Here is a 24,909-nt window from a genome sequence, read left to right as displayed (position 1 = left end):
TCGTACTCGTGCACTTACTGGTGAGGTCACGCCTCGTCGTGCGGCCACGATCCAAGTCCTGCCCACCGCGGATCGATCGGGGCGTCGTGCTCGTGCTCCGGATCCTCGTTCAGGTCGGCCCCGCAATCGGGACACAGACCCAGACAATCCGGGCGACACAGCGGCTGGAACGGCAGATCCAGCACCACCGAGTCGCGCAACACCGGCTCGAGATCGAGCAGGTCACCCTCCAGGTGCCTGATCTCGTCCTCGGTCTCGGCGTCGCCCGCTTCGTTGCCGGGATAGACGTACAGCTCCTGGAAGTCGACGACCGACGTGTCGGTCAACTCCACCAGGCACCGAACGCACTGCCCCGCCAGCCGGACTTCGGCCGTACCGGTGACCAGCACGCCCTCAACCACCGATTCGAGTCGCAGATCGAACTCGACCGGTGAGCCTTGGGGTACCCCGATCACTTCGATCCCCAGGTCCGCCGGTGCCTCCGCGGTCCGCCGTACGAGCATCGACCGGCCGGCTCCTCGGCCCAGTTCGTAGGTGTCGATCACCAGGTCCGAACGGGCGTCGAGCGGGCGAGCTGCCGCATCCACAAGCAGATCCCTTCAACACGAGCGGTCAGAACATCGTCGTGACCGACGTCAAACTTTACCGGCCGGAGGAACACCGACCAAACCAGAGCCCGCCGCGCATCCTCGCGGGTGGCGCGGGACCGGGGTCAGTCCAGCTGCGGCAGCTCGGTCGCTCGGGGACGGCGCTCCTCCTCGGCCTCCTCGCCGTTGCGCTCGGCGAGTCGCTTGCGGGCCATCCGGACCTGAGAGCTGGTCTTGGCCAGCACCGACTCGAAGCCGGCCATCCGGGAGTCGATGAAGACGTCCACCTCACGCTTCAGCGCGTCCGCCTCGGCCCGGGCATCCTCGACGATCTTGGCCGCCTGCTCCTCGGCGACACGGACCTGCGCGCTGTGCCCGGCCTGCTGGAGAGCATGTTGATGAGCCTCGGCGACGATCCGGTCGGCCTGGGCGCGGCCGGCCTCGTACTGGGACCGCTGCTCCTCGATCACACCGCGGGCCTCGGCCAGTTCGCCCGGCAGATTGCCGGCGATGTCGTCGATCGCTCGCAAGACCTCGGCTCTGTTGACCACGCACGACGCCGACATCGGCATGGAGCGGGCCGAGGCGATCATCTCCCGCAACTGCTCCAGCCGAGCCTGCGTGGTCAGCTCCTCCGGCATGTGAACGAACCCCTCCCCCTGATCGTTGTCTGGCTGATAGCGGTCTGGCTGATCAGTGTCTGGCTACCAGTGTCCCGCCCTCGAGGCCTGTTCACGAACCGGCATCGAGTTTTACCCGGGTCCGGGCGGCGATCCCCGGCGTGACGAACTGCTCGAAGCTGCCACCCATCCTGGCAATGTCGCGAACCAGGCTGGAGGAAACGGCCGACCACTCCGGCGCGGCCGGAAGCAGCAGCGTCTCCAAACCGGTCATCGCACGGTTCATCCGGGCCATCTGCGATTCGTAGTCCAGGTCGACCGCCCCACGGATGCCCTTGACCACAGCGTCGATGTCGTGGGTCCGGCAGTAGTCGACCACCAGGCCACCGAAGACGTGCACCTCGACCCCCGGCAGGTCGGCCAGTGCCTCCTCCAGCAGTCCGACCCGTTCCTGGGGTGTGAAGAGCCCGGTCTTGGCCGTGTTGGTGCCGACCAGCACGTGGACCTGGTCGAACAGTGCTGCGGTACGGCTGATCACGTCCAGATGTCCGCGGGTCGGCGGATCGTAGGATCCCGGGCAGGCCGCTCGTCGCATCCGCTCGCTCCCCATCTCTTCGTCGGTCTCCCTACCGCTGCCAGAAGTGCAGGGTCGTCTCGCCGTACGCCCTGCTCCACACGTCTGCCGGGTCCTCCGGCCAACTCAGGTCGTCGGTCCGTGAGGATCGTTCGACGACGACCAGCGCGTCGTCGTTGAGCCAGCCCTGTTCGAGCAGGGTCGCGAGCACCCTCGACAGGTCCGCAGATCCCAGCTCGTACGGCGGGTCGGCGAAGATCACGTCGTACGGCCCCGGCGGCGGGCCGGCGATGACGTCTAGCACGCGGCCGGTCCTCACCTGGACGGGCAGGTCGAGTTCGCGGGCATTGTCGCCGATGATCCGTGCCGTCCGGCGGTCGGACTCCACCAGCAACACCGGAGCTGCTCCCCGGCTGGCCGCCTCAAGGCCGACCGCCCCGGATCCGGCGTAAAGATCGAGGAAGGCAAGGCCGGCCAGCGATTCCTCGCTGCGACTGCCGGCGGTACCGGCCCAGGACGTGATCACCGAGAACAGCGCCTCCCGCACCCGGTCGCTGGTCGGACGCGTCCGGTCGCCGGGTGGGGTCTGCAGCCGGTGACCCTTGCGGGTCCCGGCGATGATCCGGCTCACACGCGCCTCACGATCTTTCCAACCACTCCCCGGACAGCGACTCGATCCGGTCAACCGTATCGGCGAGTCCAGGGTCGGTCAGGTCCGGATCGGCGGCGATGCAGTCGTCGGCGATCTCACGGGCCCGGGCGATCAGGTCCCGGTCGCGAAACACGTTGAGCAGCCGCAGGCTCGACCTGCGTCCGGCCTGCGCCGAACCGAGGACGTCGCCCTCGTGTCGCAGCCGCAGGTCCTCCTCGGCGAGTTCGAAACCGTCCCGGGTCGACGCGACGGCCTGCAGCCGTTGTGCGGCCACACTGTCCGGTGGACTGGAACTCATCAGCAGGCAGACCCCGGGGTGTTGTCCGCGGCCGATCCGGCCGCGCAACTGGTGCAGTTGGGAGATGCCGAACCGGTCGGCGTCACAGATCACCATCATCGAGGCGTTCGGCACGTCGACGCCGACCTCGATGACGGTGGTGGCGACCAGGACGTCGATGTCACCGGCGGCGTACCGGCGCATCGTGTCCTCCTTGTCCTCGCTGCTCATCCGGCCGTGCAGGGTGGCCACCCGCAGGCTGGCCAGGGGTCCGCTGCTGAGCTCGGCGTACAGGTCCTCGACCGCGACCGCGGGGCGTTGCGGCTGCTGGCCCTCCTCGACGTCCTCCTCCTCCAGGATCCGGCCGTCCTCCCACAGTTCGTCCTTGTCGCCGGCCGAGATCCGGGAGCAGACGACGTACGCCTGCCGACCGTCGGCGACCTCCTCGACGACGCGCTGCCAGGCGCGGTCGACCCAGGCCGGGCTGTGCACGGTGTCGACGACGACTGACTGGACGGCGGCCCGTCCCGCCGGGACCTCCCGCAGCACCGAGGTCTCCAGGTCGCCGAAGCTGGTCATCGCGACCGTCCGCGGGATCGGTGTCGCGGTCATCACCAGCACGTGTGGTTGGGTCTTGGCCTTGCTGCTCAGCACGGCGCGCTGTTCGACGCCGAAGCGGTGCTGCTCGTCGACGACGACCAGCCCGAGATCGGCGAACTGGACCTGATCGGACAGCAGGGCGTGAGTGCCGATGACGATGCCGGCCTCACCGCTGGCGGCCGCCAGCAGCGCCTCCCGTCTGCGGGCCGAGGGCATCGACCCGGTGAGCAGCACGACGTGGGTCGCGTGGTCGGGGGCGTCGAGGGTGCCACCGGCGGCCAACTCGCCGAGCATCCGGGTGATGGTCTGGTAGTGCTGGGTCGCCAGCACCTCGGTCGGGGCGAGGAAGGCGGCCTGCCCACCCGCGTCGACCACCGACAGCATGGCGCGGATCGAGACCACCGTCTTGCCGGAGCCGACCTCGCCCTGCAGCAGCCGTTGCATCGGGTGACCGCCGGCCAGGTCGGCGAAGATCTGCTCGGAGACCAGCTGCTGGCCGTCGGTCAGCGTGTAGGGCAGGGTGGCGTCGAAGGCGTCCAGGATCCCTCCGGCCCGCCGCGGCCGCGGCACCGACGGATGCTGCCGGGCCAGCGCCCTGCGATGGGCCATGGTGAGCCCGATCGCGAACGCCTCGTCGAACTTCAGCCGCGCCAGGCCCTCGGCGACCGCGGTCCGGGTCTGCGGCTGATGCACCGCCTTGTACGCCGCCAGCAGGTCGGTCACTCCGGCCTGCTCCCTGACCGGCTCGGGCAGCGGATCGTCGACCCCCGCCAGGTAGTCGAGCGCCAGATTGGCGGACTCGGCGATGGTCCAGGTGCGCAGTCTCGCGGTCGCCGGATAGAGCCCGATCAACTCGGTCCTGGTGACGTCGGCGAGCACGGCGTTGTCCTTGCGTCCTCCGGCGTAGCGGCCGTACTCGTCGAGCATGACGAATTCCGGGTGGGCCAACTGCAGGGTGTCGCGGAACCGGCCGACCTTGCCGGCGAAGATGCCGCGGGCGCCCTTGGACAGCTGGTTCTGCCAGTAGCCGATCAAGTGCGGTTTGCCGAAGAACGCCAGGGTGAGAAAGCCGCTGCCGTCGGTGATGACGGCCTCGAGTCGGCTGCGAGGGCCGTTGCCGTGCGTCTGGGTGCGGGAGACCTCGGCCAGCACGGCGACCTCCTCCCCCTCCTTGAGCGTCCTCAGATCGCTCAACTCGGTGCCGGAGATGTAGCGCCGCGGCACGTGCTGCAGCAGATCGCCGACGGTCGCGATGCGCAGCTTCTCGAACTGCTTGGCGGTCTTGTCGCCGACGACGTTGGCCAGCTTGGCGGCAAGACGTGCGTACGCCTCGGTCCGCCACCGGCTGACTGTCGTGCTCACGGCGGCAAGCCTAACGATGGATCACGACAGCCCAACCGGCGCGACGGTGCAATAGCCCCCGAGTCGCCCGCGAGGATCGGCCCGGGGCGAGCGGTTGTAGGCTCGACCTCGATGTGGCCGGGGTGCCCGATGCGGACAGCGGATCGGGCTGAGAACACACCCGCCGAACCTGATCCGGGTCATTCCGGCGAGAGGGAGCCAACATGCCGTACGAGTTCTCTGTGACGACACTGCGGGGACGCAACCCGCTGGTCCAGTGCATCACCAATTATGTGTCGATGGACTTGGCCGCCAACCTGCTGAACGCCGCCGGCGCCTCGCCGGCGATGGTGCACGACGCACACGAGGCCGCCGAGTTCGCCGGCTTGGCCGATGCGGTGGTGGCCAACATCGGCACGCCGTCGCCTGCCTGGGCCGACGGGATGCTCGCGGCGACCGCGGTCGCTCATCGGCGCGGCATCCCGTGGGTGCTCGACCCGGTGGCCGTCGGCGCCACCGGCTACCGCCGTGATCTTGCTGCGCGGCTGTTGGAGAACCGGCCGACGGTGATCCGCGGCAATGCCGGTGAGATCCTGGCGCTGGCCGGCGTCGCCGGTGCCAGCCGCGGCGTGGACAGCGCCGCCGGCTCCGAAGAGGTCGGTGACCGGGCGGCGAAACTCGCCGAACAGCTGGGCTGTGTGATCGCGGTCTCCGGGGCGACCGATCTGGTCACCGACGGGAGCCGAAACCTGCTGATCGACGGCGGCGACCCGCGGGCACCGATGATCACGGCCCTGGGCTGTGCGCTGTCCGCGCTGACCGCCGCCTGTTGCGTCGGCCGGCCCGATCCGCTGGCCGGTGCGGCGCAGGCGATGATCATGATGACTGCGGCCGTCCAGCGGGCCGGCGACGCCGCCGGACCTGGATCGTTGCGCTGGCGACTGCTCGACGAGCTGTCGACGCTGGACGACGCCGCCCTGGCCACCGTCCCCGTACGATCATGATCACCGATGATCTTGCGGTCTATCTGGTCACCGCGGAACCCGCCGGTGACCAGACTGTGCAGGTAGTCGCCGCGGCAGTCGCCGGGGGCGTCCGGGTCGTCCAGCTCAGGGACAAGGCGATGACCACCCGGCAGCGGATAGCCGCGCTGCATCGACTCCAGGACGCCGTGCCGGAGGCGATCGTGATCGTCAACGACGATCTGGCGGCGGCCGCCGCCGTCCCCGGTGTCGGAGTACACGTCGGCCCGGATGATGATCATCCCGCCCGGGTTCGCGACCTGCTGGGGCCGGACGCGGTGATCGGTTGGTCGATCCATGATCGTGATCAACTCGATGACCGGGACGGTCTCGGTGCCTGCGATTACGTCGCGGCAAGCCCGGTCTGGCCGACACCGACCAAGATCGACACCGGCACGCCCTGGGGCCTCGACGGGGTGGCGGAGCTGCGCTCAGGTCTGCCGCAGGGACTGCCGTTGATCGGGATCGGAGGAATCGGCGCCGGCAACGCCGGACGGGTGATCGATGCCGGTGCCGACGGCGTCGCCGTGGTTTCGGCGATCTGCGCTGCACCCGACCCGCGGGCAGCCGCTGCGCACCTGGTGGCGGTCGTCCGGCAGGCCAGGAGTCGATCATGACCGATCGCGGCCGGACAGCGATCATGCTCAGCATCGCCGGATCGGATCCGTCCGGTGGCGCAGGCATCCAGGCCGATCTGAAGACGGCGACCGCGCTGGGCGTCTACGGCGCGGCGGTGATCACCTCGTTGACGGTGCAGAACACCCGCGGTGTCAGCGGCATCCAGCAGGTGCCCGCCGACTTCGTCGCCGCTCAGGCACGAGCAGTACTGGATGATCTCGACGTCGGCGCCATCAAGATCGGCATGCTGGCCGGGCCCGCGGTTGCCTCGGCCGTCGCCGGGGTGCTGGCGGAGCACCCGGACATCCCGATGGTGCTCGATCCGGTGATGGTCGCGACCTCCGGCGACCGTCTGGTGACGCCGGAGACGACGGCGGTGATCATCGGGGAGCTGTTGCCCCGGGCGACCGTTGTCACCCCGAACCTCCCGGAGACCGGAGCATTGCTGGACCTCGCCGCTCCTCGGCTGGTCGAGGAGATGGTCGTGGCCGCCGAGGGGCTGCGCGACCAGGGAGCCGCCGCCGCACTGGTCAAGGGCGGGCACCTGACCGGTTCGGGGGTGACGACGCCGTCGGGTGAGGCGCAGAGTGTCGATGTGCTCGCCGACGCCGACGGCGTCACCCGGTTCACGGCGCCGTGGATCGAAACGCCCAACACCCACGGCACGGGGTGCACCCTGTCCTCGGCCATCGCCACACGACTGGCGCTCGGCGATCCGCTGCGGGCTGCGGTCGGCACCGCCAAGGACTACCTGACCGGAGCGCTGCGCGCGGGTGTCGGCCTTCGGATCGGCGACGGTTCCGGCCCTGTGGACCACCTCTGGGAGCTGCGCCGGTGACCGGGTTCTCCCAAACGGCCTGGCGGGCGGTGGCCGACTGGTTCACCGCCATCACCACCCACCCGTTCCTGCAACAGTTGGCGGACGGGACTCTGCCGGAGCCGGTCTTCGCCCGCTATCTGCTGGACGACGCGCACTATCTCACCGGTTACTCGGCGGCGCTGGCCACGCTGGCCGCCCGCAGCACCGACCACGGAGCCCGGGTGATGCTGGCGCGGTCGGCCGCCGGTGCACTGGAGGCGGAGGGACAACTGCACCGCGGTTACCTGCTGCCCCGAGGCGTCGACCCGGATGCGCCGGACGCGGCCGAGCCGACGCCGACCTGCGTCGCCTACGTCGACGGATTGCGGGCCACCGCATTCGCCGAGCCGCCGGGCGTCGGGATGGCCGCGGTCCTGCCCTGTTTCCGGGTCTATGCCGAGGTCGGACGCTGGATCATCGGCCAGGCGGTACCCGACCCGCACCCGTACCGGGCGTGGATCAAGACCTACGCTGATCCCGCATTCGCCGAAGCGGTTCGGATGGCGGAGGCGTACACCGATCGGCTTGCCGACGCGGCCGGCGACCAGGAGCGCGACGCGATGCTGGCGGCCTACGTCCGGTCGACACGGTTCGAGTGGATGTTCTGGGACGCCGCCTGGCGCGGGGAGTCCTGGCCCACCGCGCGCTGATCCGGGTGGGCGGCCGTGCTGAGCCGGGCCGATTCGCGATCGGCGGCCGGTTTCGGATATTCTTGTGCGGTTGCTCGGGCTCGGTCCTGGGCGATCCCTCGTTCGTTGAACTCAATCAGGAGTAACTGCAGTGGCTGCCGTGTGTGATATCTGCGCCAAGGGCCCGAGCTTCGGCCACAACGTGCCCTGGTCGAAGAAGAAGACCATCCGGCGCTGGAACCCCAACATCCAGCGGGTGCGCGCGGTCGTCAACGGTACGCCGAAGCGGCTGAACGTCTGCACCTCCTGCCTGAAGGCCGGCAAGGTCTCTCGCTGACCCACCCCGCCTGACGGCGGAACAGGGGCCCATCCGTACGGGTGGGCCCTTTGGCATTCCCGCGAGGGGTCACAAAATCCCTCATCTCGGCGGCGTGTCGCGGGCCGGGCGTGCCCGGCCGCGACGACACGCCGTCCGGATGAGGGATTTTGTGACCCCTCGCGGGAATGGGTTAGACGGCGACGACGACGGGGATGATCATCGGGCGGCGGCGGTAGGTGTCACTGACCCACCTGCCGATCTGTCGGCGGATCACCTGCTGCAACCGGTGGGTATCGTCGACCCCGTCCTCGAGCGCGTCGTTGAGCGCCTGGGTCATCCGGCCGCGGACGGCCTGGTAGACCGTCGGGTCCTCCAGGAAGCCGCGGTCGTGGATGTCGGGTCCGCTGAGCACTCGCTTGGTGCGCAGGTTCACCACGACCACCACCGAGATGAAGCCCTCCTCGCCGAGGATCCGCCGGTCGGTGAGTGCCGACTCGGAGATGTCGCCCACCGTCGAACCGTCGACGAAGATGTAGTCGCACTCGATCTGCCCGACCACCCGGGCCCGATGATCGCGCAGATCGACGACCGTGCCGTCCTCGGCGATGATTGTCCGCTCCCGTGGCACCCCGGTCGACACCGCAAGATCGGCGTTGGCGATCAGATGCCTGGCCTCGCCGTGCACCGGCATCACGTTGCGCGGCCTGAGCAGGTTGTAGACGTACAACAACTCACCGGCGCTGGCATGGCCGGACACGTGGACCAGGGCGTTGCCGCGGTGCACGACGCGGGCACCCAGTTTGGTCAGTCCGTTGATCACCCGGTAGACCGCGGCCTCGTTGCCCGGCACCAGCGAACTGGCGAGCAGCACGGTGTCCCCCGGCTCCAGCTTGATCGCCGGATGCTCGCGGTTGGCGATCCTGGCAAGAGCGGAGAGCGGCTCGCCCTGTGACCCGGTGGAGATCAGCACCACCTGGTCGGGCCGGAAGTTGTCGATCTCGCGCAGATCGATGAGGGTGTTCTCCGGGATCGTCAGGTAACCGAGATCGCGAGCCACCGACATGTTGCGCACCATCGACCGGCCGACGTAGGCGACCTTGCGGTGGTAGGCGACTGCAGTGTCCAGCACCTGCTGGATGCGATGTACGTGCGAGGCGAAACTGGTGACGATCAGCCGCTGCTTGCTGGTCGCGAAGGTCCGTTGCAGGGCCGGGAGGATGTCCTTCTCCGGAGTGGTGAATCCCGGCACTTCGGCGTTGGTGGAGTCGATCATCAACAGATCCACCCCTTCCTCACCGAGTCGGGCCAGGGCACGGAGATCGGTCAGTCGGCCGTCCAACGGCAACTGGTCCATCTTGAAGTCACCGGTGTGCAGCACGGTGCCTGCGGCCGTCCGTACGAACACCGCCAGGCCGTCGGGGATCGAGTGGTTGACCGCAACGAACTCGAGGTCGAAGGGGCCATGCCGGAGCCGGTCGCCCTCGGCCACCGGCCTGGGCTGGGCACCGGAGAGCCGGTGCTCCTTGATCTTCTCCGCCAGCAGCGCCAGCGTCAGCCGGGAGCCGATCACCGGAATGTCCGGCCGCTGCCGGAGCAGGTACGGCACAGCGCCTATGTGGTCCTCGTGGCCATGGGTCAGGACAAGACCGACGACATCGGACAGCCGATCGGCGATGGCGTCGAAGCCCGGAAGGATCAGGTCGACGCCGGGATGGTCGTCCTCCGGGAAGAGCACACCGCAATCGATCAGCAACAGCTGTCCGTCGATCTCCAGCGCCGCCATGTTGCGCCCGATGTCGCCGAGCCCGCCGAGCGGGATGATTCGCAGCGTCTCCCGTGCCAGACGAGGCGGAGTTTTGAGCTGTGTTGCGGCCACGACCGAAGATTATCGGTTCACCACCGGCCGGCCCGACCGGGCGTCCGGCGGGCGCCTGCTCGGTGTGACTCACATCACACGTGTAACGAGTAACATTCGGCGCAGTTTCCGCGATGATAGATACGAAGTCCGTGGTTACCTGAACCCCCGAGCAGGCAACCACGGACTTCATTCATGTCCGGGCCACGCTTCCCGGGCAGGGTTTTCGGGGCCAGACTTTTCGAGCAGGCCGTTGCCTGCCACCATTCCCGGCAGAGCCGGTGAGTGCGGCAGTCGGTACCATCGCGCCGTGACCGAGCACCCGATCGCAGACTCCGTACGTCTCGCCCTGCCCTCCGAGGCGACCGCGATCGCTGCGATCCAGCGCCGCAGTTGGGGCGACCGGTTGCCGGCCGAGATCGCCGACCGGATGCTGACCGACGTCGCCCTGGAGGAGATGGCCGAGATCTGGACTGCGGCGATCACCAGACCGCCGCAGGCGCGGTTCCGGGTGTTGGTCGCCCTCGGAACCGATCAGACCGGGCGGACCCAGGTGGTCGGCTTCGCGACGACGTTGCCCGGTGACGACGGCGATGCCGACCCGAAGGAGGACGGGGCGATCGGGGAATTCGTCGTCGATCGGCCGGCCCAGCGGCAGGGCCACGGCTCCCGATTGCTCAATGCAGCCGCCGACACACTGCGCGCTGACGGGTTCACCCGGGGACGCTGGTGGCTGAGCACCAGCGACGACATCACCCGGGCCTTCCTGACCGAGGCGGGCTGGGAGCCCGATGGCGCCCACCGCGAGATCGGCACCGAGGACGGCAGCCATCGGATCAAGCAGATTCGGCTGCACACCGACATCAGCACCGACACGAGCGCCGACACGAGCACCGACACGAGCACCGACACGAGCACCGACACGAGCGCCGGCGGCAGCGCTGCCCCCGGGACGGGCGTCAGCGACCCAGCCTGACGTCCGTCCCGGACGCGGCGAGCGTGAGCCCCTCCGGTTCCGCGCGTACGTCGTCGAGCGCAATGCCGGGCACCAGATCCGGCACCGGTACTCGCAACAAGCGGGTCAGGACGCCCTGTGGCAGGGCACCGGGCAGGAGACGTCCGCCGATCCGGAACCGTGGCTGCCCCAGGTAGATCTCCTCGGTCCGGCGGTCGATGGCCGGTCTCCCGGTCACGGTGATCGCGCCGCCGAGGTTCATGGTGAGCTGCCCGTCGCCCTCCGCGTCATAGGTGACCGGTGCGCCGGCCGCCTCGGACAGCGTGGCATAGCCGATCGTGGCCGACCCGGCGAACCGGCCGACCGTCAGGCGGCGGTAGCCGGCCGCAGCCCGGACGTCGCTCAGCCCGGCGTCGAGTTCGGCGATCGTCAACCGGCCACCGTTGCCGGGGACCGGCACGTCGCGAGCGGTGATCGAGATGTGTCGGAAGTGCCGGGTGGCGACCTGGGTCAGGAACGGCACCCCGCCGATGCGAACGACCGGGCGTGCGGGAGTGCCCAGCACCGTCTGCAGGGTGCTTCCGATCCGATCGCCGACCAGCCGCGGTGCGACCCGGTCAGCAGCGACCAGGAGGACGAGGACCAGTCCCAGCGCGACAAGGAGGGCGACCACGGGGCGGCCAACCCCCGGCCGACGCGGGCCATCGGCTCCGATCGCCTGGCCCGGGTTCGGATTCGAGCCTGGCCACGAGCCGGGCGCGTCCGGCCGGACGGGACCGGCCCGCGGCGGCTCGAAGTCCGGAATGCCCGACCCCTTGGTCATCGGTTGCGTCAGCCCGCCCTGTCCCGGGTCAGCCCAGGCCGAGGATGTCTTCGATACCGTGCGTCAGCCCCGGACGGTCCGGGACCGCTCTGACCGCCGCCAGCACACCGGTCATGAAGGACGCCCGGTCCAGCGAGTCGTGCCGGATCGTCAGCGTCTCCCCTTCGGCACCGAACAACACTTCCTGATGAGCCACCAGCCCGCGCAGCCGTACGCCGTGGACGTGCACGCCGTCGACCACCGCGCCGCGCGCCCCGTCCAGCTGCTGGGCAGTGGCATCCGGCACTGGTCCCAGCCCCGCCGCGGCCCGCGCCGCCCCGACCCGGGATGCTGTCGCGGTCGCCGTCCCCGACGGGGCGTCGGCCTTGCCGGGGTGGTGCAACTCGACGATCTCCACGCTCTCGTAGAACCGCGCAGCCTGTTCGGCGAAGCGCATGGTCAGCACGGCGCCGATCGAGAAGTTGGCGGCGATGACGATTCCCAGGTCCGTGCCGTCCAGCCGGCCGCGCAGGTCGCGGAGCCGGTCGTCGGTGAAGCCGGTGGTGCCGACCACAGCGTGGATCCGGTGCTCGATGCACCAGTGGAGGTTGTCCATCACCACATCGGGCCGGGTGAAGTCGACGACGACCTGGGCCGCTGCGGCCGCCTCCCGGTCGTCGTCCGAGCCGATCGCGGCCACCAGCTCCAGCCCCTGCGCCGCCCGGATCGCGCGGACCGTCTCCGAGCCCATTCGTCCGTGTGCTCCGAACACGCCAACCTTGATCACGCCGCAACCTTAGCCGGACGACTTTCCAAATACTTCTGTGCAAAGAAATCTTTGCAATATACGATGACGGGGTGAGTGAGCCACGAGAGATCAGTTTCGTCGCGCCGGACGTCACCCAGCTCAAGGCACTGGCCCATCCGGTGCGGGTCACGATGCTCGGGATCCTCCGGATGGACGGTCCGTCGACCGCGACCCGGCTCGCCGAACGCCTCGGGCTCAACACCGGAGCGACCAGCTATCACCTCCGCCAACTTGCCCAGCACGGGTTCGTCGAGGAGGCCGGCGAGCAAGGCAACAAACGTGATCGCTGGTGGCGCGCGGTGCACGAATCGACCACCACCGGGCCGGCCGACCTCACCGACAACGCGGCCCGAGAGGCGATGGGCCCCTACTGGCAGGCAGTCGGCTATGCGCAGTTGGACAGCCTGGCCGCAGCCTTCCGGGAGCGCTCGACGATTCCCCTCCGCTGGCAGGACGTCTCGGCCCACAGCGACTGGTGGATGTGGCTGACCCCCGACCAGACCCAGGAACTGATGTCGCGGATCCATGCACTCCTCGGTGAGTACGCCGGCCGGGCGCCGGCGGACCGGTCGCAGGCGGCCCCCGAGGCGGAACAGGTCATCATCCAGTTGCACGGATTTCCGCGACCTGGGACGCTGACCGGAGCTGATGCGTCATGAGCGAACCGTGACGAGCACCCCGGTCCTCCGCCGCCGACCGTTCGTCGCGTACGCCGCCGCCGAGGCCTTCTCGCTCGGCGGCACCCGGTTGTCCATGATCGCGATCCCCTGGCTTGTGCTGACGACCACGGGCAGCCCGACCATGACCGGAACGGTCGCAATGGCCGAGATGCTGCCGTACGTGATCAGCAAGTTCCTCGCCGGACCGATCGTCGACCGAATGGGCACCAAACCGATCGCCGTCGGCGCCGATCTGATCAGCGTCCTGACGATCAGCGCGATCCCGGTGCTCCACCTGCTCGGCGCGTTGCACATCGCGCTGCTGGTTCCGATCGTGGCGCTGATGGGCACGCTCCGGGGACCGTCGGACGCCGCCAAGGGTGTCTTGCCGCCGCGGGTCGCCGAATGGTCGGGTGCGCCACTGGAGCGGGTCACCGGCGTCCAGGCCGCGATCGAACGCCTTGCCAGCAGCGCGGGTGCCGCCGGCGCCGGCGGGCTGGTCGCCCTGATCGGCCCGGCTTCGGCATTGGCGGTCAATGCCGGAACCTTCGCGGTGTCGGCCGTGATCATCGCCTTCGGCATCCCGTCCGCGCCGAGCGAAGATCATCCCGGTGACCGGGTGCCGGACAGCCGCGCGGGTGCCTACCTGGCAGATCTTCGGGCGGGCTGGACCTTTCTGCGGACCGACACGGTGTTGTTGGGTCTGGCGATCATGATCGCGATCACCAATCTGCTCGACCAGGCCTTCGTGGTGGTCATGTTGCCGGTGTGGGCGAGGAATGCCGGCCATGGCGCCGGCGGGGTCGGCCTGGTGCTGGCCCTCTTCTCCGGCTTCTCGATCCTCGGCGCGCTGATCGCCGCCGCGCGCGGCGAGCGGCTGCCGCGGCTGATCATGTACACGGTGTGTTTCATGATCGGCGGGCTGCCCCGCTTCGCGATCTTCGCGATGGACGCGCCGATGCCGGTGATCGTGATCAGCTGCGCGATCGGCGGTTTCGCCTCCGGCTTCATCAATCCGATCATCGGCGCGGTGATCTTCGAACGGATCCCCAGATCACTGACCGGGCGGGTGACCAGCCTGGTCGGGGCGACCGCCTGGTCGCTGATGCCGTTCGGCGGCCTGCTCGGCGGGCTGCTGGTGACCGGGTTCGGTCTGCCGCTGGCGTTGCTCGCCGTCGGTGCGGTCTATCTCGTCGCGACGCTGTCACCGGTCGTCATGCCCAGCTTCGGCGGCCTCGGGGCGAGACCGGAAGACCGTACGGACCAGGTGGATGATCATCGTGCCGAGGACGGCGACCCAGGCGGCGAACGCCACCCAGAGTTCGGTGCCGCCGATGTCACCGACCAGCGGCAACCGGTCGGCCTGGCCGAGGTAGATGCCGGCCACCGCGTACATGCCCAGCGGGAAGATCACGCTCCACCAGGTGGCGTCGTAGGTGAACGGGATCCGATGGGTGACGTGCCGCCACCAGCCGGCCGCCAGTAGGGCGGGGATCAGCCAGGTGGCCAGCGCCCAGAACACCACGGCGAGGCCGGCCACCAGGCCGCGGGTGGCCTGCACCATCGGCGCGTCGGCCATCTCAACGATCCGGGCTCCGGCAAGGACGGTGATCGACGCCGCGCCCATCGCCACCCAGTACGGCGGGGTCAGATCGATCGGCCGGAGCCGGTGGATCAACAGCCGCGCGACGACCAGCAACCCGACCAGCCCGTAGAGGAACACACCGACCGACCAGGACAGCACGGCGACCACGGCAAGTCCTGGTCGCAGACCCCGGTAGACCGGCTCCAATGTCGCGGACGCGATCGCCACCGACTGGCTGGCCACCACCCAGACGAACCAACTGCCGTTGGCCCGGTCGAGCAGGGGCCGGTGCGGATTGCCGAGCAAGGCGACCCACGGAATGACATAACCCAGAACGAACCAGAGGATCCCCGAGACGACCAGCAGGATCGCCGTCGTCCGATGCGCCCCGGCCAGCGCCAGCCGTACGCCGAGCACGTTGGTGCCGGCGACGACGGTGAAGAAACCGAACGCGACGTCGGGATCGGTCAGGTCCCGTCGCAGCTCTGCCCGGTAGCTCAGCAGTCGCCACACGGTCAACAGCACCAGCACACCGAAGGCGACCGCGCAGATTATCGACATCAGCCCGGACAGGATCACGAATCCGCCGAGCTGCAGGCCGACCGAGATGATCCCGGTCGCCATCACCAGCGCGAAGTAGCCGGGATTGAGGCCGCGGACGCCGCGCTGCACCCGCCCGAGCCACGCCGACCTCACCCGAGCAGACTAGTGCCCGGTCGCGGGGACGATCCGCTAGCCCACGGTGATCGACTCGTCGCTCCAGCTGCAGGGGCACCGGACGATCGTGTAGGCGGCGTTCTCGCCCTGATGGGTGATCCAGCTGTAACGCTGCGCGATCCGCTCCTCCATGTCGTAGCGGAGACCCGACAGGTCGTGCGGCCGCTCACTGATCACCCGGACCTCCTCGCCCGGACCCAGCCGCCGCAACGCGGTGTACAGCAGGTGCCGCCGGTTGTAGTAGTCCAGACCGCGCAGATCGACGGTTCGCCGGCCGCCGGGTGCCGACTCCACGGATCCAGCCCGCTGTCGGTTGCCGACGATCTCGGGATGCGTTCCGAGCACACCGTCCAGATCCAGTCCGGTCGCGGCCAGCGAGGGCAGCAGCTGCTCGTTCTCCTGCTGGATCCGGAGGTCGCAGAGCACCACCAGCGCCCCCGCGGCCACGACGGCGTCCATCGTTGCACCCTGCTCCACCTCATCGATCAGGGCGGTCATCGTCCGGTGCTGATCGCGCATCGCCCTGCTGAGCAGAGCCGTCTCGGGACGGGTCGCTGCGTCGTAGAGCAGGGACTCTTCGGCCTCGGTATGCGGCAGCAGTTCGGTGCGCAGGAAGGACACCAACCGGTCTCGGGCGGTGCGGCTCGGCACGCCGTCACCGACGGCGGTGATGAAGGCTTCGGTGAGCCCGCTCAGGCCGGCTCGCAGGTCGGCGTGCCGACCCTTCACGGCCACCAGGGACGACGACGGATCGAGAGTGAGCATCATGGGGGTCTCCGAGATTAAATTATGCTGTCACTTATTTTTACAGTATCTACTGTGATAAATGCAACGTGTGCTTCATCACGTCCACGACGGCTGCCAACCGTTGAGCTCAACCGGGCTGGAACTTGCACACTGTCGACATGATCGCGATTCGGCAGCACAGCTTCGGCGGACCTGAGGTTCTGATCCCCGAGGAGGTTGATGATCTCCAGCCCGCCGCAGGCCAGGTGCGCATTGGGGTCGCGGCATGCGGCGTACACCTGATCGACACCAGGATCCGGCGCGGTGTGCCCGGCGCTATGCCGCCGCCGGACCTGCCGACGATCCCCGGCCGCGAGGTCGCCGGAGCGGTCGATCTGCTCGGCGACGGGGTCGACCCGGGATGGCTCGGCCAGCGGGTGGTCGCCCATCTCAGGCAGGTCCCCGGCGGGTATGCGCAACAGGCGGTCACCTCGGTGGACAACCTGATCCCGGTGCCGGAGGGTCTTTCCGGTGCCGACGCGGTGGCCCTGGTGGGCAGCGGACGGACGGCTCTGGGCATCCTGACCGAGGCGCGCATCACGCCCGACGACACAGTGCTGGCGCTGGCGGCCGCGGGCGGGATGGGCTGGCTGCTGGTGCAGGCGGCCCGGCAGGCCGGAGCCACGGTGATCGCCGCGGCCGGTTCCGACAAGCTCGATCGGCTCGCCGACCTGCACCCCGACGCCGTGGTGGACTACGACGCCGAGCGCTGGACGGGCCGGTTCCCGGCGGCGCCGACCGTTGTTCTGGACGGGGTCGGCGGTCGGATCGGCCGGGCGGCCCTGGAATCGCTCGCCCCCGGCGGTCGGATGATCATGTTCGGATACGCCTCCGGCGTGCCGACCCCGTTGGCCACCGATGACCTCGTGGCTGGACAGATCAGCGTCTCGTGGGCGCTCGGACCGCGGATGGCGTCCTATCCCGGCGGCGTGCAGGCACTCGCCCGGCGGGCTCTCGAACTCGGTGGGCAGGGCGACTGGCGGCCGCTGGTGACCAGCTACCCGCTGGCTGAGGCGGCCCGCGCACATCGGGATCTTGAGGAGCGCCGTACGGTCGGCAAGGTCGTCCTGCTTGCCCGATGACCCGCAGTCGGTCAGCGGGTGATCAGCTGATCAACTTCTCCAGCCGCTTGGTCGGCCGGCGCGGGCCGACCAGGGCGAGCACCGCCGGCCGGCCGAGCAGGTCGGCGGCGGTCTTGCCGATGTCGTCGCTGGTGATCCGGTCGTACTCGTCCAGCAGTTGCAGCACGGTCCGGGGGTCGCCGATCAACTCCGCCGTGCCGAGTCGGCTCATCCGGCTCTGCGGGCCCTCGTAGGACAGCACGGTCTGACCGCGCATCTGGCCCTTGGCCCGGTCCAGCTCCTCGTCGGTGACGCCGTTCTCCGCGATCTCGGCCAGCTCGTGGCGGACCAGGTGCAGGATCTCCTCGACCTTGTCGGGGGCCGACTGCCAGTCGACGCTCCACAGACCGTGATCGGTGTAGCTGGTCTCCCCCGCCTCGATCCCGTACGCCAGGCCGCGCCGTTCCCTGACCTCGACGAACAGCCGGGAGGACATGCCGCCGCCGAGGATCACCGACAGCAGGCCGAGCGGAAAGCGTTCGGCCTCGAAGATCCCGGGACCCGGATAGGCCAGCGACACCGTGCTCTGTTCGAACGGCCGCCGGTCGGCGACCAGCCGAGAGCCGGAGCCGCCGGAGCCGGCTCGCCGCGGACGGCGCCGGATGTCCGGCCCGCCGAAGTCGCCGATCTCGGCCAGCTGCGCGACCAGATGATCATGGTCGACCTGTCCGGCGGCGGCGACGACCAGCGATCCGGGGTGGTAGTTGCGCCGCCAGTGCCGGACGATCTGTTGCCGGGACAGCGCGGTGATGCTTTCCTCGGTGCCGATCACCGGCAGCCCGAGGCCGGGGTGCGGCAACAACTGCTCCGACACCATCTCCTGCACCGACTCGACCGGATCGTCGCCGTGCATGGCGATCTCGTCCAGGATGACGGCCCGCTCCGCCTGCACATCGGGCGTCCTGATCACTGAGGAGGTGATCATGTCCGACAGCACGTCGATGGCGAGATCGGCGTTCTCGGCCAGCACCCGGGCGTAGAAGCAGGTGTGTTCCTTGGCGGTGTACGCGTTCAGCTCGCCGCCGACCGATTCGATCGCCGCCGAGATCTCCTCGGGGGCGCGGCGGCGGGTGCCCTTGAAGAGCACGTGCTCCAGGAAATGGCTCGAGCCGTTGCTCCGGTCGGTCTCGTCGACCGAACCGACGCCGACGAAGAAACCGACACTGAACGTGTGGCTGTGCGGCATCCGCTCGGTGACGACCCGGAGGCCGTTCGGCAGCACCGTACGGCGGACTTCCCCGCCGAGGTACTGCCGGACGGCCCTCGAAGCAGACTTACGCCGCATCAGGCGTCTGCCGGCGCCGGTTCCTCGTGCTCGGCCGGCGCGCTGTCGGCCGACTCGGCCTCCTCGATCACCGGGACCAGGGACAGCTTGCCGCGGTCGTCGATGTCGGAGATCTCCACCTGGATCTTCTGGCCGACGCTGACCACGTCCTCGACGGCCTCGACCCGCTTGCCACCGGCCAGCGGCCGCAGCTTGGAGATGTGCAGCAGACCGTCCTTGCCGGGCAGCAGTGACACGAACGCACCGAAGTTGGTGGTCTTGACGACCGTGCCGAGGTAGCGCTCGCCCCTCTCCGGCATCGTCGGGTTGGCGATCGCGTTGATCATGGACCGGGCCTGTTCGGCAGCCGAGCCGGCCTCGGCACCGACGTAGATGGTGCCGTCGTCCTCGATGGTGATCTGGGCGCCGGTGTCGTCCTGGATCTGGTTGATCACCTTGCCCTTGGGGCCGATCACCTCGCCGATCTTGTCGACCGGGATCTTCAGGGTGATGATCCGCGGGGCGTACAGGCTCATCTCGTCGGGCTCGTTGATCGCCTCGGCCATCACGTCGAGGATCGTCAGCCGGGCGTCCTTGGCCTGCTTGAGCGCACCGGCCAACACGTCGGCGGGGATCCCGTCGAGCTTGGTGTCCAACTGCAGGGCGGTGACGAAGTCCCGGGTGCCGGCGACCTTGAAGTCCATGTCACCCATCGCGTCCTCGTCGCCGAGGATGTCGGTCAGCGTGACGTAATGGGTCTTGCCGTCGACCTCTTCACTCATCAGTCCCATTGCGATGCCGGCGACCGGGGCCTTCAGCGGCACACCGGCGTTCAACAGCGCCAGGGTGGAGGCGCAGACCGAGCCCATGGAGGTGGAGCCGTTGGAGCCCAGTGCCTCCGAGACCTGCCGGATGGCGTACGGGAACTCCTCGCGGGTCGGCAGCACAGGCAGCACGGCCCGCTCGGCAAGCGCTCCGTGGCCGACCTCGCGACGCTTCGGAGAACCCACCCGGCCGGTCTCGCCGGTCGAGTACGGCGGCATGTTGTAGTTGTGCATGTACCGCTTGGTGGTCTCCGGACCAAGATTGTCCAGCTTCTGCTCCATGCCGAGCATGTTCAGCGTGCTGATCCCGAGGATCTGGGTCTCGCCACGCTGGAACAGGGCGGATCCGTGGACCCGCGGTACGACGCCGACCTCGGCCGACAGCGTCCGGATGTCGGCCAGACCCCGCCCGTCGATGCGGACCTTGTCCTTGAGCACCCGCTGCCGGACAAGCTTCTTGGTCAGCGCGCTGAAGGCGCCGGAGATCTCCTTCTCGCGACCCTCGAACTGGCCGCCGAGCTTGTCCTTGACGGTCGCCTTGTAGTCGCTGATGGCGTCGTTGCGCTCGTGCTTGCCGGCGATCTGGGTCAGCCGGTCCAGCTCGGCCGAGGCCTCGGCCTCGACGGCGGCGAACACGTCGTCCTGGTAATCCCGGAAGATCGGGAACTCCGCGGTGTCCTTGGGGAACCTGGCTGCCAGGTCAGCCTGCGCGTCGCACAGCGCCTTGATGAACGGCTTGGCCGCATCGAGGCCCTCGGCGACGACCTCCTCGGTCGGAGCGGTCCGGCCGCTCTGCACCAGGTCCCAGGTCTGCTCGGTCGACTCGGCCTCGACCATGGCGATCGCGACGTCGCCATCGGGCAGTACCCGGCCGGCGACGACCATGTCGAAGGCAGCGTCCTCCAGCTGGGAATTATCCGGGAAACCGACCCACTGGTCACCGACCAGGGCGACCCGGACACCGGCCACCGGACCGGAGAACGGCAGACCGGCCAGCTGGGTGGACATCGAGGCGGCGTTGATGGCCACCACGTCGTACAGCTTGTCCGGGTTCAGCGCCAGCACCGTGACGACGACCTGAACCTCGTTGCGCAGGCCCTTGACGAACAGCGGACGCAACGGCCGGTCGATCAGCCGGCAGGTCAGGATCGCCGACTCCGAGGGCCGACCCTCGCGGCGGAAGAACGAACCGGGGATCCGGCCCGCGGCATACATCTTCTCCTCGACGTCGACCGTCAGCGGGAAGAAGTCGATGGCGTCGCGCGGCTTGGACTGCGCGGTGGTCGCCGACAACAACATCGTGTCGTCGTCGATGTAAACAGTCGCCGAACCGGCGGCCTGCTGGGCAAGCCGACCCGACTCGAAGCGAATGACGTGCTTTCCGAGTGCACCGTTGTCGATGACTGCCTCGGAGAATTCAATACCTGGTCCCTCCACGGGGACTCCTTTCTCGCGTGTGCGACTGCACCCACACTCGCGAGGGCCCTGCGATCGCGGTCCAAGTCGTCTTCCGATGACGTTGTCTGGTGACACTTGGATGTCTCTGGCCGGTCTTCGATCGAGGTCCGCGGGCCTGACTGCCGCCTGTCGGCGGCGCCTTCCCGAAAACCACTACCGAGGACCGGGTGACGGGTCCGCGCGGGCTAAGCGTGGGATGCAACCTTCTTGAGTTGTGCCTAAAGCGATTATTCACGTGCCCCCGGGTGATTCGCCAAACCTCACCCGCGAGGTACCTAGAGAGCGGCCCTCCCAAAAGACCCGGAGGACCGCTCTCTACGATTCAGCGCCGCAGGCCGAGACGCTCGATCAGTGACCGATAACGCTCGATGTCGTTCTTGGCGATGTAGTTCAGCAACCGGCGCCGCTGACCCACCAGCAGCATCAGGCCACGACGGCTGTGATGGTCGTGCTTGTGCTGCTTGAGGTGCTCGGTCAGGTGCGCGATCCGGCGGCTGAGCAGTGCGACCTGGACCTCCGGGGAACCGGTGTCGCCCTCGGTCGTCGCGTACTCGTCGATGATCTTCTTCTTTTCGGCAGCGTCGATCGACACTAGCTCTCCCTTCGAATCCGTTGCGCGGCGCTCCCGGATCGCTGCGGTGCAGCTGTCACCCGGTGTGACGTGGGAGCTCTTGGGCTTCCGCGGCCGATCAAACGGCGACTCAAGGTTACCAGCGGGCGACGTCGCGGCCCAATCGGCGCGATCAGCCCCGATCGGATCAGCCGTGGCCGAGCAGCGTCCCGCCGTTGACCTGGAGGATCTGACCGGTGGTCCACCCGCTCTCGTTGCTGCAGAGATAGGCCACCGCCTCCGCCACCTCGCTCGGTGTCCCCGCGCGGCCCATCGGGATCCGGGCCAGCCGGCTGCGTACCGACTCCTCGTTCCGGCGGCCCTCCCAGAACTCGGTGTCGGGTACGAAACCGGGCGCGATCGCGTTCACGGTGACCTCCTGCGCGGCGAGCCGGTTGGCCAGGTCCCAGACGTAGCCGTGCAGCGCCGCCTTGGCCACGCCGTAGGATCCGGCACCCCGGAGCCCGGCGACCGAGCTCATCATCACGATCCGGCCGGGCCGGCTGACGGCGGGCAGCAACGCCTCGGTCAGCAGCACGGCGGTCAGCACATTGCCCTCGAAATCGGCGCGGTAGCCGTCGGCGATCCCGGTCAGGCTCGGTGCGTCGGCGGCGAAGTTCCCGCCGGCATTGTTGACCAGGATGTCGACGTTGCCTTCGGCGGTGATCCGCGAAGCCAGCTGCTCGACCTGGTCGGGATCGGTCAGGTCCGCGGCACAGTATTCGACCAGCTCGTCGTGATGGCGCTTGTTGAGATCCGCGGCGGCCCCTGCCAGCACCTCCGCACGGCGGCCGACGATGATCACCCGGGTCCCCTGGAAGGAGAGCCGTTCGGCGATCGCCCGGCCGATCCCGGTTCCGCCACCGGTGACGACGGCACGTTTCATGATCATTCTCCTTCTCGCTGCAGTCGGGTGGAACAGCGCAGTTCGCGGCGCGGCGGGTCGTACTGATCGTCGATCTTGATCGCACCGTCGGTCGGCCATCCGACCCGCCGGTAGAAGTCGATCGCCCGCTGGTTCCCGTCGAGCACCCACAGGTAGCCGTAGTCGTAGCCGAGGCCGCGCAGCCCGGCTTCGGCGGCGTGCACCAGCGCCGTACCGATGCCCTGCCGCCAGCGGTCCGGGTGCAGGTTGATCGCCCAGAGTTCGCCCCAGCCGTCATCGACCTCCTCGCGCGAAGGCCCGTACGACACGAAACCCGCGACCCGGTCGCCGACCCGGGCGACCAGCGTGGTGGCGTCGGACGTACCGGCCTCGATCGACGTCCGCCACGCCCTCCCCCGGGCCACCGGGTCCAGCCGGGCCAGATGGTCGTCGGGGATCAGTCCCGGATAAGCACCCAGCCAGGCGGCCACGTGGGCGGCGCCGATGCCCTCTGCATCCTCGACCACCGCCACCCGGATCATCAGGTCCACGGCAACGACCTTAGGCGATCGGCGGGCAGGGCGGGTCGGTCCGTTCCCGGTAGTCTGAGCGACCGTGATCACGGTTGCCGCGCTCAGCCCGTCCTTGGATGTCACCTATCTGGTCGAGCATCTTGGCCTGGGCGCCATCCACCGCCCGACCGCGGTGCATCAGGTGGCCGGCGGCAAGTCGCTGAACCTGGCCCGCGCGGCGAACACCCTGGGTGCCGACGTCGCCGCGGTCGCCGTCCTGGGCGGTGCCACCGGGCGGACGATCACCAGCGAGTTGATCAACTCCGGTATCGCCGTCCGATCGGTCGACTCGCCGGCCGACACCCGGATCTGCGTTTCGATCGCCGCTGAGGACCGCGACGGTCTGACCGAGCTCTATCCGTACGCGCCCGAGATGCCCCCGCAGGTGTGGAGGGCTTTCCGGTCCCAGTTGGCCGGAATGATCATCGGCCGCCCGGGATGGCTGGCCATCAACGGCAGCGCGCCCCAGGGGCTTGCCACCTCGGCGTATGCGGAGATCGTGATCATGGCCCACCAGGCCGGGTTGAAGGTGGCCGTCGACACCCACGGACCGGCATTGGAGGCCGCCGTCGGAGCCTCTCCGGAGTTGATCAAGATCAACCGGTTCGAGGCGGCGGAGTTGACCGGCCGCCGGGCGGAGCGTGCCGATCTGGCGGACCTGGCCAAGATCATCGGAGACCGCACCGGCGGCCAGGTGATCATCACCGACGGCCGGGAGGGTGCGCTGGGACGCACCCAGGACGGCGCCTGCAACTCGGTGCGGCTGCCGGAGGGAGTGAACGGCCGCTACCCGGTGGGTAGCGGTGACGCGTTCCTCGGCGGCTGGCTGGCAGCGACCGATGTCGGAGCGAGTCCGGCGACCGCGCTGCGGCTGGCCACCGGCTGCGGTGTCGCCAATGCGCTGCTGCCCGGACCCGGGAATCTCGATCCGGCGACGGCACGGGAGATCGCCGACGCCAGCGTCCTGACCGAGCGGTAGCGAACGGGATCAGTCCGGGATCAACGGGAGGTCAGCCGGGAGTCAGCCGCCGAGCAGCAGGGTCCGGGCGCGGTCGATGTCCAGGTGCATCTGGTCGATCAGTGCTTCCATCCCGGAGTACTTGATCTGACCGCGCAACCGGTGCTCGAAATCGACGGCGATCTCGATGCCGTACAACTCCAGATCGGTGCGGTCGAGGACGTAGCTCTCCACCCGGCGGTTCTCGCCGACGAACGTCGGATTGCTGCCGACCGAGATGGCCGCCGGCCACCGCTCGGCGTCGGGTCGGTCCAGACAGGTCACCCAGCCGGCATAGACGCCGTCGGAGGGCACCGCAAGACCGTCGGGAACGGGCACGTTGGCGGTCGGGAAACCCATCTCCCGGCCTCGCTGGGCGCCCTTGATCACCACACCACGGACCCGGAAGGGCCGGCCGAGCAGCCGCCGCGCCTCCTCGACGTCGCCGTCGGCGACCGCGGACCGGATCCTGGTCGAGGAATCCGGCCGGTTGTCGGCGCTGTACAGCGAGACGCCCTCGACCTCGAAACTCCCGCTCTCCTTGCCCAGCCGGGTCAGCAGGCTGACATCGCCCGCGGCCCGGAAACCGAACCGGAAGTTCTCCCCGACCATGATCAGCGTCGGCCGCAGCGGCCGCAGCACGCTGTCGACGAAACTCTCCGGCGGCCAGCTGGCGACGGTGTCGGTGAACTCGACCACGACGACCTCGTCGACCCCGGCGGAGCGCAACAGGTTCTGCCGCTCGTCGAGGCTGGTCAGCAGCAACGGGGTCCGGTCCGGGCGGATCACCGACATCGGGTGCGGCCAGAACGTGACCGCGATGAGGGTGCCCTCGCCGGCGGCGTCCCGGGCGGCGGTGAGGAGTTGTTGGTGCCCCTGGTGTACGCCGTCGAAGTTGCCGATCACGACGACCCGGGCAGTGCTCATGGGCGC

25 protein-coding genes, 1 pseudogene and 1 riboswitch are annotated in these 24,909 nt (G+C 69.0%); of the genes and pseudogenes, 10 read left to right on the top strand and 16 right to left on the bottom strand.

Annotation, left to right across the window (positions count from 1 at the left end; genetic code table 11):
* Window positions 1-26: 26 nt before the first annotated feature.
* From GJV80_RS03795 to GJV80_RS03775, 5 genes are all read right to left on the bottom strand, one after another.
* The gene (locus GJV80_RS03795) at window positions 27-587 is read right to left on the bottom strand and encodes a DUF177 domain-containing protein (RefSeq protein WP_230208104.1); all 561 of its coding nucleotides are present in this window, start codon (window positions 585-587) and stop codon (window positions 27-29) included.
* A 125-nt stretch (window positions 588-712) separates the two neighbouring features.
* Complete coding sequence (locus tag GJV80_RS03790; RefSeq protein ID WP_154686752.1) at window positions 713-1,228, bottom strand: hypothetical protein; 516 nt, start codon at window positions 1,226-1,228, stop codon at window positions 713-715.
* A 91-nt stretch (window positions 1,229-1,319) separates the two neighbouring features.
* The gene (coaD, locus tag GJV80_RS03785; protein ID WP_154686751.1) at window positions 1,320-1,802 is read right to left on the bottom strand and encodes a pantetheine-phosphate adenylyltransferase; all 483 of its coding nucleotides are present in this window, start codon (window positions 1,800-1,802) and stop codon (window positions 1,320-1,322) included.
* Between the two features lie 31 nt (window positions 1,803-1,833).
* The gene (rsmD, locus tag GJV80_RS03780) at window positions 1,834-2,412 is read right to left on the bottom strand and encodes a 16S rRNA (guanine(966)-N(2))-methyltransferase RsmD (protein WP_154686750.1); all 579 of its coding nucleotides are present in this window, start codon (window positions 2,410-2,412) and stop codon (window positions 1,834-1,836) included.
* A gap of 7 nt (window positions 2,413-2,419) precedes the next feature.
* Window positions 2,420-4,672: an ATP-dependent DNA helicase RecG gene (locus GJV80_RS03775; protein ID WP_154686749.1), complete on the bottom strand. Its 2,253-nt coding sequence runs from the start codon at window positions 4,670-4,672 to the stop codon at window positions 2,420-2,422.
* Between the two features lie 108 nt (window positions 4,673-4,780).
* Window positions 4,781-4,886: riboswitch (TPP riboswitch) on the top strand.
* Between GJV80_RS03775 and thiM the strand changes: the two genes are divergently transcribed.
* From thiM to rpmB, 5 genes are all read left to right on the top strand, one after another.
* Window positions 4,876-5,655 (top strand): hydroxyethylthiazole kinase, encoded by a 780-nt coding sequence (gene thiM, locus GJV80_RS03770; protein WP_154686748.1) that lies wholly within the window; start codon window positions 4,876-4,878, stop codon window positions 5,653-5,655. Its footprint overlaps the riboswitch before it by 11 nt.
* Window positions 5,652-6,290 carry a thiamine phosphate synthase gene (gene thiE / locus GJV80_RS03765; RefSeq protein WP_154686747.1) on the top strand — a complete coding sequence of 213 codons (639 nt, stop codon included), beginning with the start codon at window positions 5,652-5,654 and terminating at the stop codon, window positions 6,288-6,290. The genes thiM and thiE overlap by 4 nt, the downstream gene beginning before the upstream one ends.
* Window positions 6,287-7,129: a bifunctional hydroxymethylpyrimidine kinase/phosphomethylpyrimidine kinase gene (gene thiD / locus GJV80_RS03760; RefSeq protein ID WP_154686746.1), complete on the top strand. Its 843-nt coding sequence runs from the start codon at window positions 6,287-6,289 to the stop codon at window positions 7,127-7,129. The genes thiE and thiD overlap by 4 nt, the downstream gene beginning before the upstream one ends.
* Window positions 7,126-7,800 (top strand): TenA family protein, encoded by a 675-nt coding sequence (locus GJV80_RS03755; RefSeq protein WP_195909143.1) that lies wholly within the window; start codon window positions 7,126-7,128, stop codon window positions 7,798-7,800. Before thiD ends, GJV80_RS03755 begins: the two co-directional genes overlap by 4 nt.
* A gap of 130 nt (window positions 7,801-7,930) precedes the next feature.
* Window positions 7,931-8,116 (top strand): 50S ribosomal protein L28, encoded by a 186-nt coding sequence (gene rpmB, locus GJV80_RS03750; protein ID WP_154686744.1) that lies wholly within the window; start codon window positions 7,931-7,933, stop codon window positions 8,114-8,116.
* 172 nt (window positions 8,117-8,288) lie between these two features.
* Here the strand turns inward: rpmB and GJV80_RS03745 are convergent, their stop codons facing one another.
* Window positions 8,289-9,974 carry a ribonuclease J gene (locus tag GJV80_RS03745; protein WP_154686743.1) on the bottom strand — a complete coding sequence of 562 codons (1,686 nt, stop codon included), beginning with the start codon at window positions 9,972-9,974 and terminating at the stop codon, window positions 8,289-8,291.
* 289 nt (window positions 9,975-10,263) lie between these two features.
* Between GJV80_RS03745 and GJV80_RS23630 the strand changes: the two genes are divergently transcribed.
* Window positions 10,264-10,929, top strand: a complete 666-nt coding sequence (locus GJV80_RS23630; protein ID WP_370518813.1) for an N-acetyltransferase family protein — start codon at window positions 10,264-10,266, stop codon at window positions 10,927-10,929.
* Here GJV80_RS23630 and GJV80_RS03735 read toward each other — a convergent pair.
* Both GJV80_RS03735 and dapB read right to left on the bottom strand, forming a co-directional pair.
* On the bottom strand, window positions 10,913-11,581 hold the full coding sequence (locus GJV80_RS03735) for a DUF2993 domain-containing protein (protein ID WP_195909142.1): 669 nt from the start codon (window positions 11,579-11,581) through the stop codon (window positions 10,913-10,915). The genes GJV80_RS23630 and GJV80_RS03735 overlap by 17 nt on opposite strands.
* Before the next feature lie 178 nt (window positions 11,582-11,759).
* Window positions 11,760-12,497, bottom strand: coding sequence for a 4-hydroxy-tetrahydrodipicolinate reductase (dapB, locus tag GJV80_RS03730; RefSeq protein ID WP_154686740.1), 738 nt, complete (start codon window positions 12,495-12,497; stop codon window positions 11,760-11,762).
* 71 nt (window positions 12,498-12,568) lie between these two features.
* Between dapB and GJV80_RS23625 the strand changes: the two genes are divergently transcribed.
* A complete protein-coding gene (locus tag GJV80_RS23625) occupies window positions 12,569-13,177 on the top strand; it encodes a transcriptional regulator (RefSeq protein ID WP_230208103.1) in 609 nt (202 codons plus the stop codon).
* A pseudogene (locus GJV80_RS03720) lies at window positions 13,167-14,369 on the top strand (MFS transporter); the annotation flags it as partial. The gene GJV80_RS23625 and the pseudogene GJV80_RS03720, both read left to right, overlap by 11 nt.
* 12 nt (window positions 14,370-14,381) lie before the next feature.
* Here GJV80_RS03720 and GJV80_RS23620 read toward each other — a convergent pair.
* Together GJV80_RS23620 and GJV80_RS03715 are read right to left on the bottom strand one after the other, a co-directional pair.
* Window positions 14,382-15,458, bottom strand: coding sequence for a tellurite resistance/C4-dicarboxylate transporter family protein (locus tag GJV80_RS23620; protein WP_230208102.1), 1,077 nt, complete (start codon window positions 15,456-15,458; stop codon window positions 14,382-14,384).
* 36 nt (window positions 15,459-15,494) lie between these two features.
* Window positions 15,495-16,247, bottom strand: a complete 753-nt coding sequence (locus GJV80_RS03715) for a hemerythrin domain-containing protein (RefSeq protein ID WP_154686738.1) — start codon at window positions 16,245-16,247, stop codon at window positions 15,495-15,497.
* Between the two features lie 137 nt (window positions 16,248-16,384).
* Between GJV80_RS03715 and GJV80_RS03710 the strand changes: the two genes are divergently transcribed.
* Window positions 16,385-17,347, top strand: coding sequence for a zinc-binding dehydrogenase (locus GJV80_RS03710; RefSeq protein ID WP_154686737.1), 963 nt, complete (start codon window positions 16,385-16,387; stop codon window positions 17,345-17,347).
* Window positions 17,348-17,369: 22 nt separating this feature from the next.
* Here the strand turns inward: GJV80_RS03710 and GJV80_RS03705 are convergent, their stop codons facing one another.
* The 5 genes from GJV80_RS03705 to GJV80_RS03685 all read right to left on the bottom strand — a co-directional run bounded on the left by GJV80_RS03705 (window position 17,370) and on the right by GJV80_RS03685 (window position 22,949).
* Window positions 17,370-18,671 carry a pitrilysin family protein gene (locus GJV80_RS03705; protein WP_154686736.1) on the bottom strand — a complete coding sequence of 434 codons (1,302 nt, stop codon included), beginning with the start codon at window positions 18,669-18,671 and terminating at the stop codon, window positions 17,370-17,372.
* A complete protein-coding gene (locus GJV80_RS03700; protein WP_154686735.1) occupies window positions 18,671-20,911 on the bottom strand; it encodes a polyribonucleotide nucleotidyltransferase in 2,241 nt (746 codons plus the stop codon). Before GJV80_RS03700 ends, GJV80_RS03705 begins: the two co-directional genes overlap by 1 nt.
* Window positions 20,912-21,254: 343 nt before the next feature.
* The gene (rpsO, locus tag GJV80_RS03695) at window positions 21,255-21,518 is read right to left on the bottom strand and encodes a 30S ribosomal protein S15 (protein ID WP_154690014.1); all 264 of its coding nucleotides are present in this window, start codon (window positions 21,516-21,518) and stop codon (window positions 21,255-21,257) included.
* Window positions 21,519-21,690: 172 nt separating this feature from the next.
* Entirely contained in the window at window positions 21,691-22,428 is a 738-nt protein-coding gene (locus GJV80_RS03690) for an SDR family NAD(P)-dependent oxidoreductase (RefSeq protein WP_230208100.1), read from the bottom strand.
* A 2-nt stretch (window positions 22,429-22,430) separates the two neighbouring features.
* Window positions 22,431-22,949, bottom strand: a complete 519-nt coding sequence (locus tag GJV80_RS03685) for a GNAT family N-acetyltransferase (protein ID WP_230208494.1) — start codon at window positions 22,947-22,949, stop codon at window positions 22,431-22,433.
* Between the two features lie 73 nt (window positions 22,950-23,022).
* On the opposite strand from GJV80_RS03685, the gene GJV80_RS03680 reads away from it, so the two are divergent.
* Window positions 23,023-23,958 (top strand): 1-phosphofructokinase family hexose kinase, encoded by a 936-nt coding sequence (locus tag GJV80_RS03680; protein WP_154686733.1) that lies wholly within the window; start codon window positions 23,023-23,025, stop codon window positions 23,956-23,958.
* Window positions 23,959-24,000: 42 nt separating this feature from the next.
* Here the strand turns inward: GJV80_RS03680 and GJV80_RS03675 are convergent, their stop codons facing one another.
* Window positions 24,001-24,903, bottom strand: a complete 903-nt coding sequence (locus GJV80_RS03675) for a bifunctional riboflavin kinase/FAD synthetase (protein WP_154686732.1) — start codon at window positions 24,901-24,903, stop codon at window positions 24,001-24,003.
* Window positions 24,904-24,909 lie beyond the last annotated feature (6 nt).

Origin of the sequence: Microlunatus sp. Gsoil 973 (genome assembly GCF_009707365.1) — a bacterium.
Lineage (GTDB): Bacteria > Actinomycetota > Actinomycetes > Propionibacteriales > Propionibacteriaceae > Microlunatus.
Note: the sequence above shows the minus strand (reverse complement) of the source record. Positions and strands in the feature narration are given on the sequence as shown.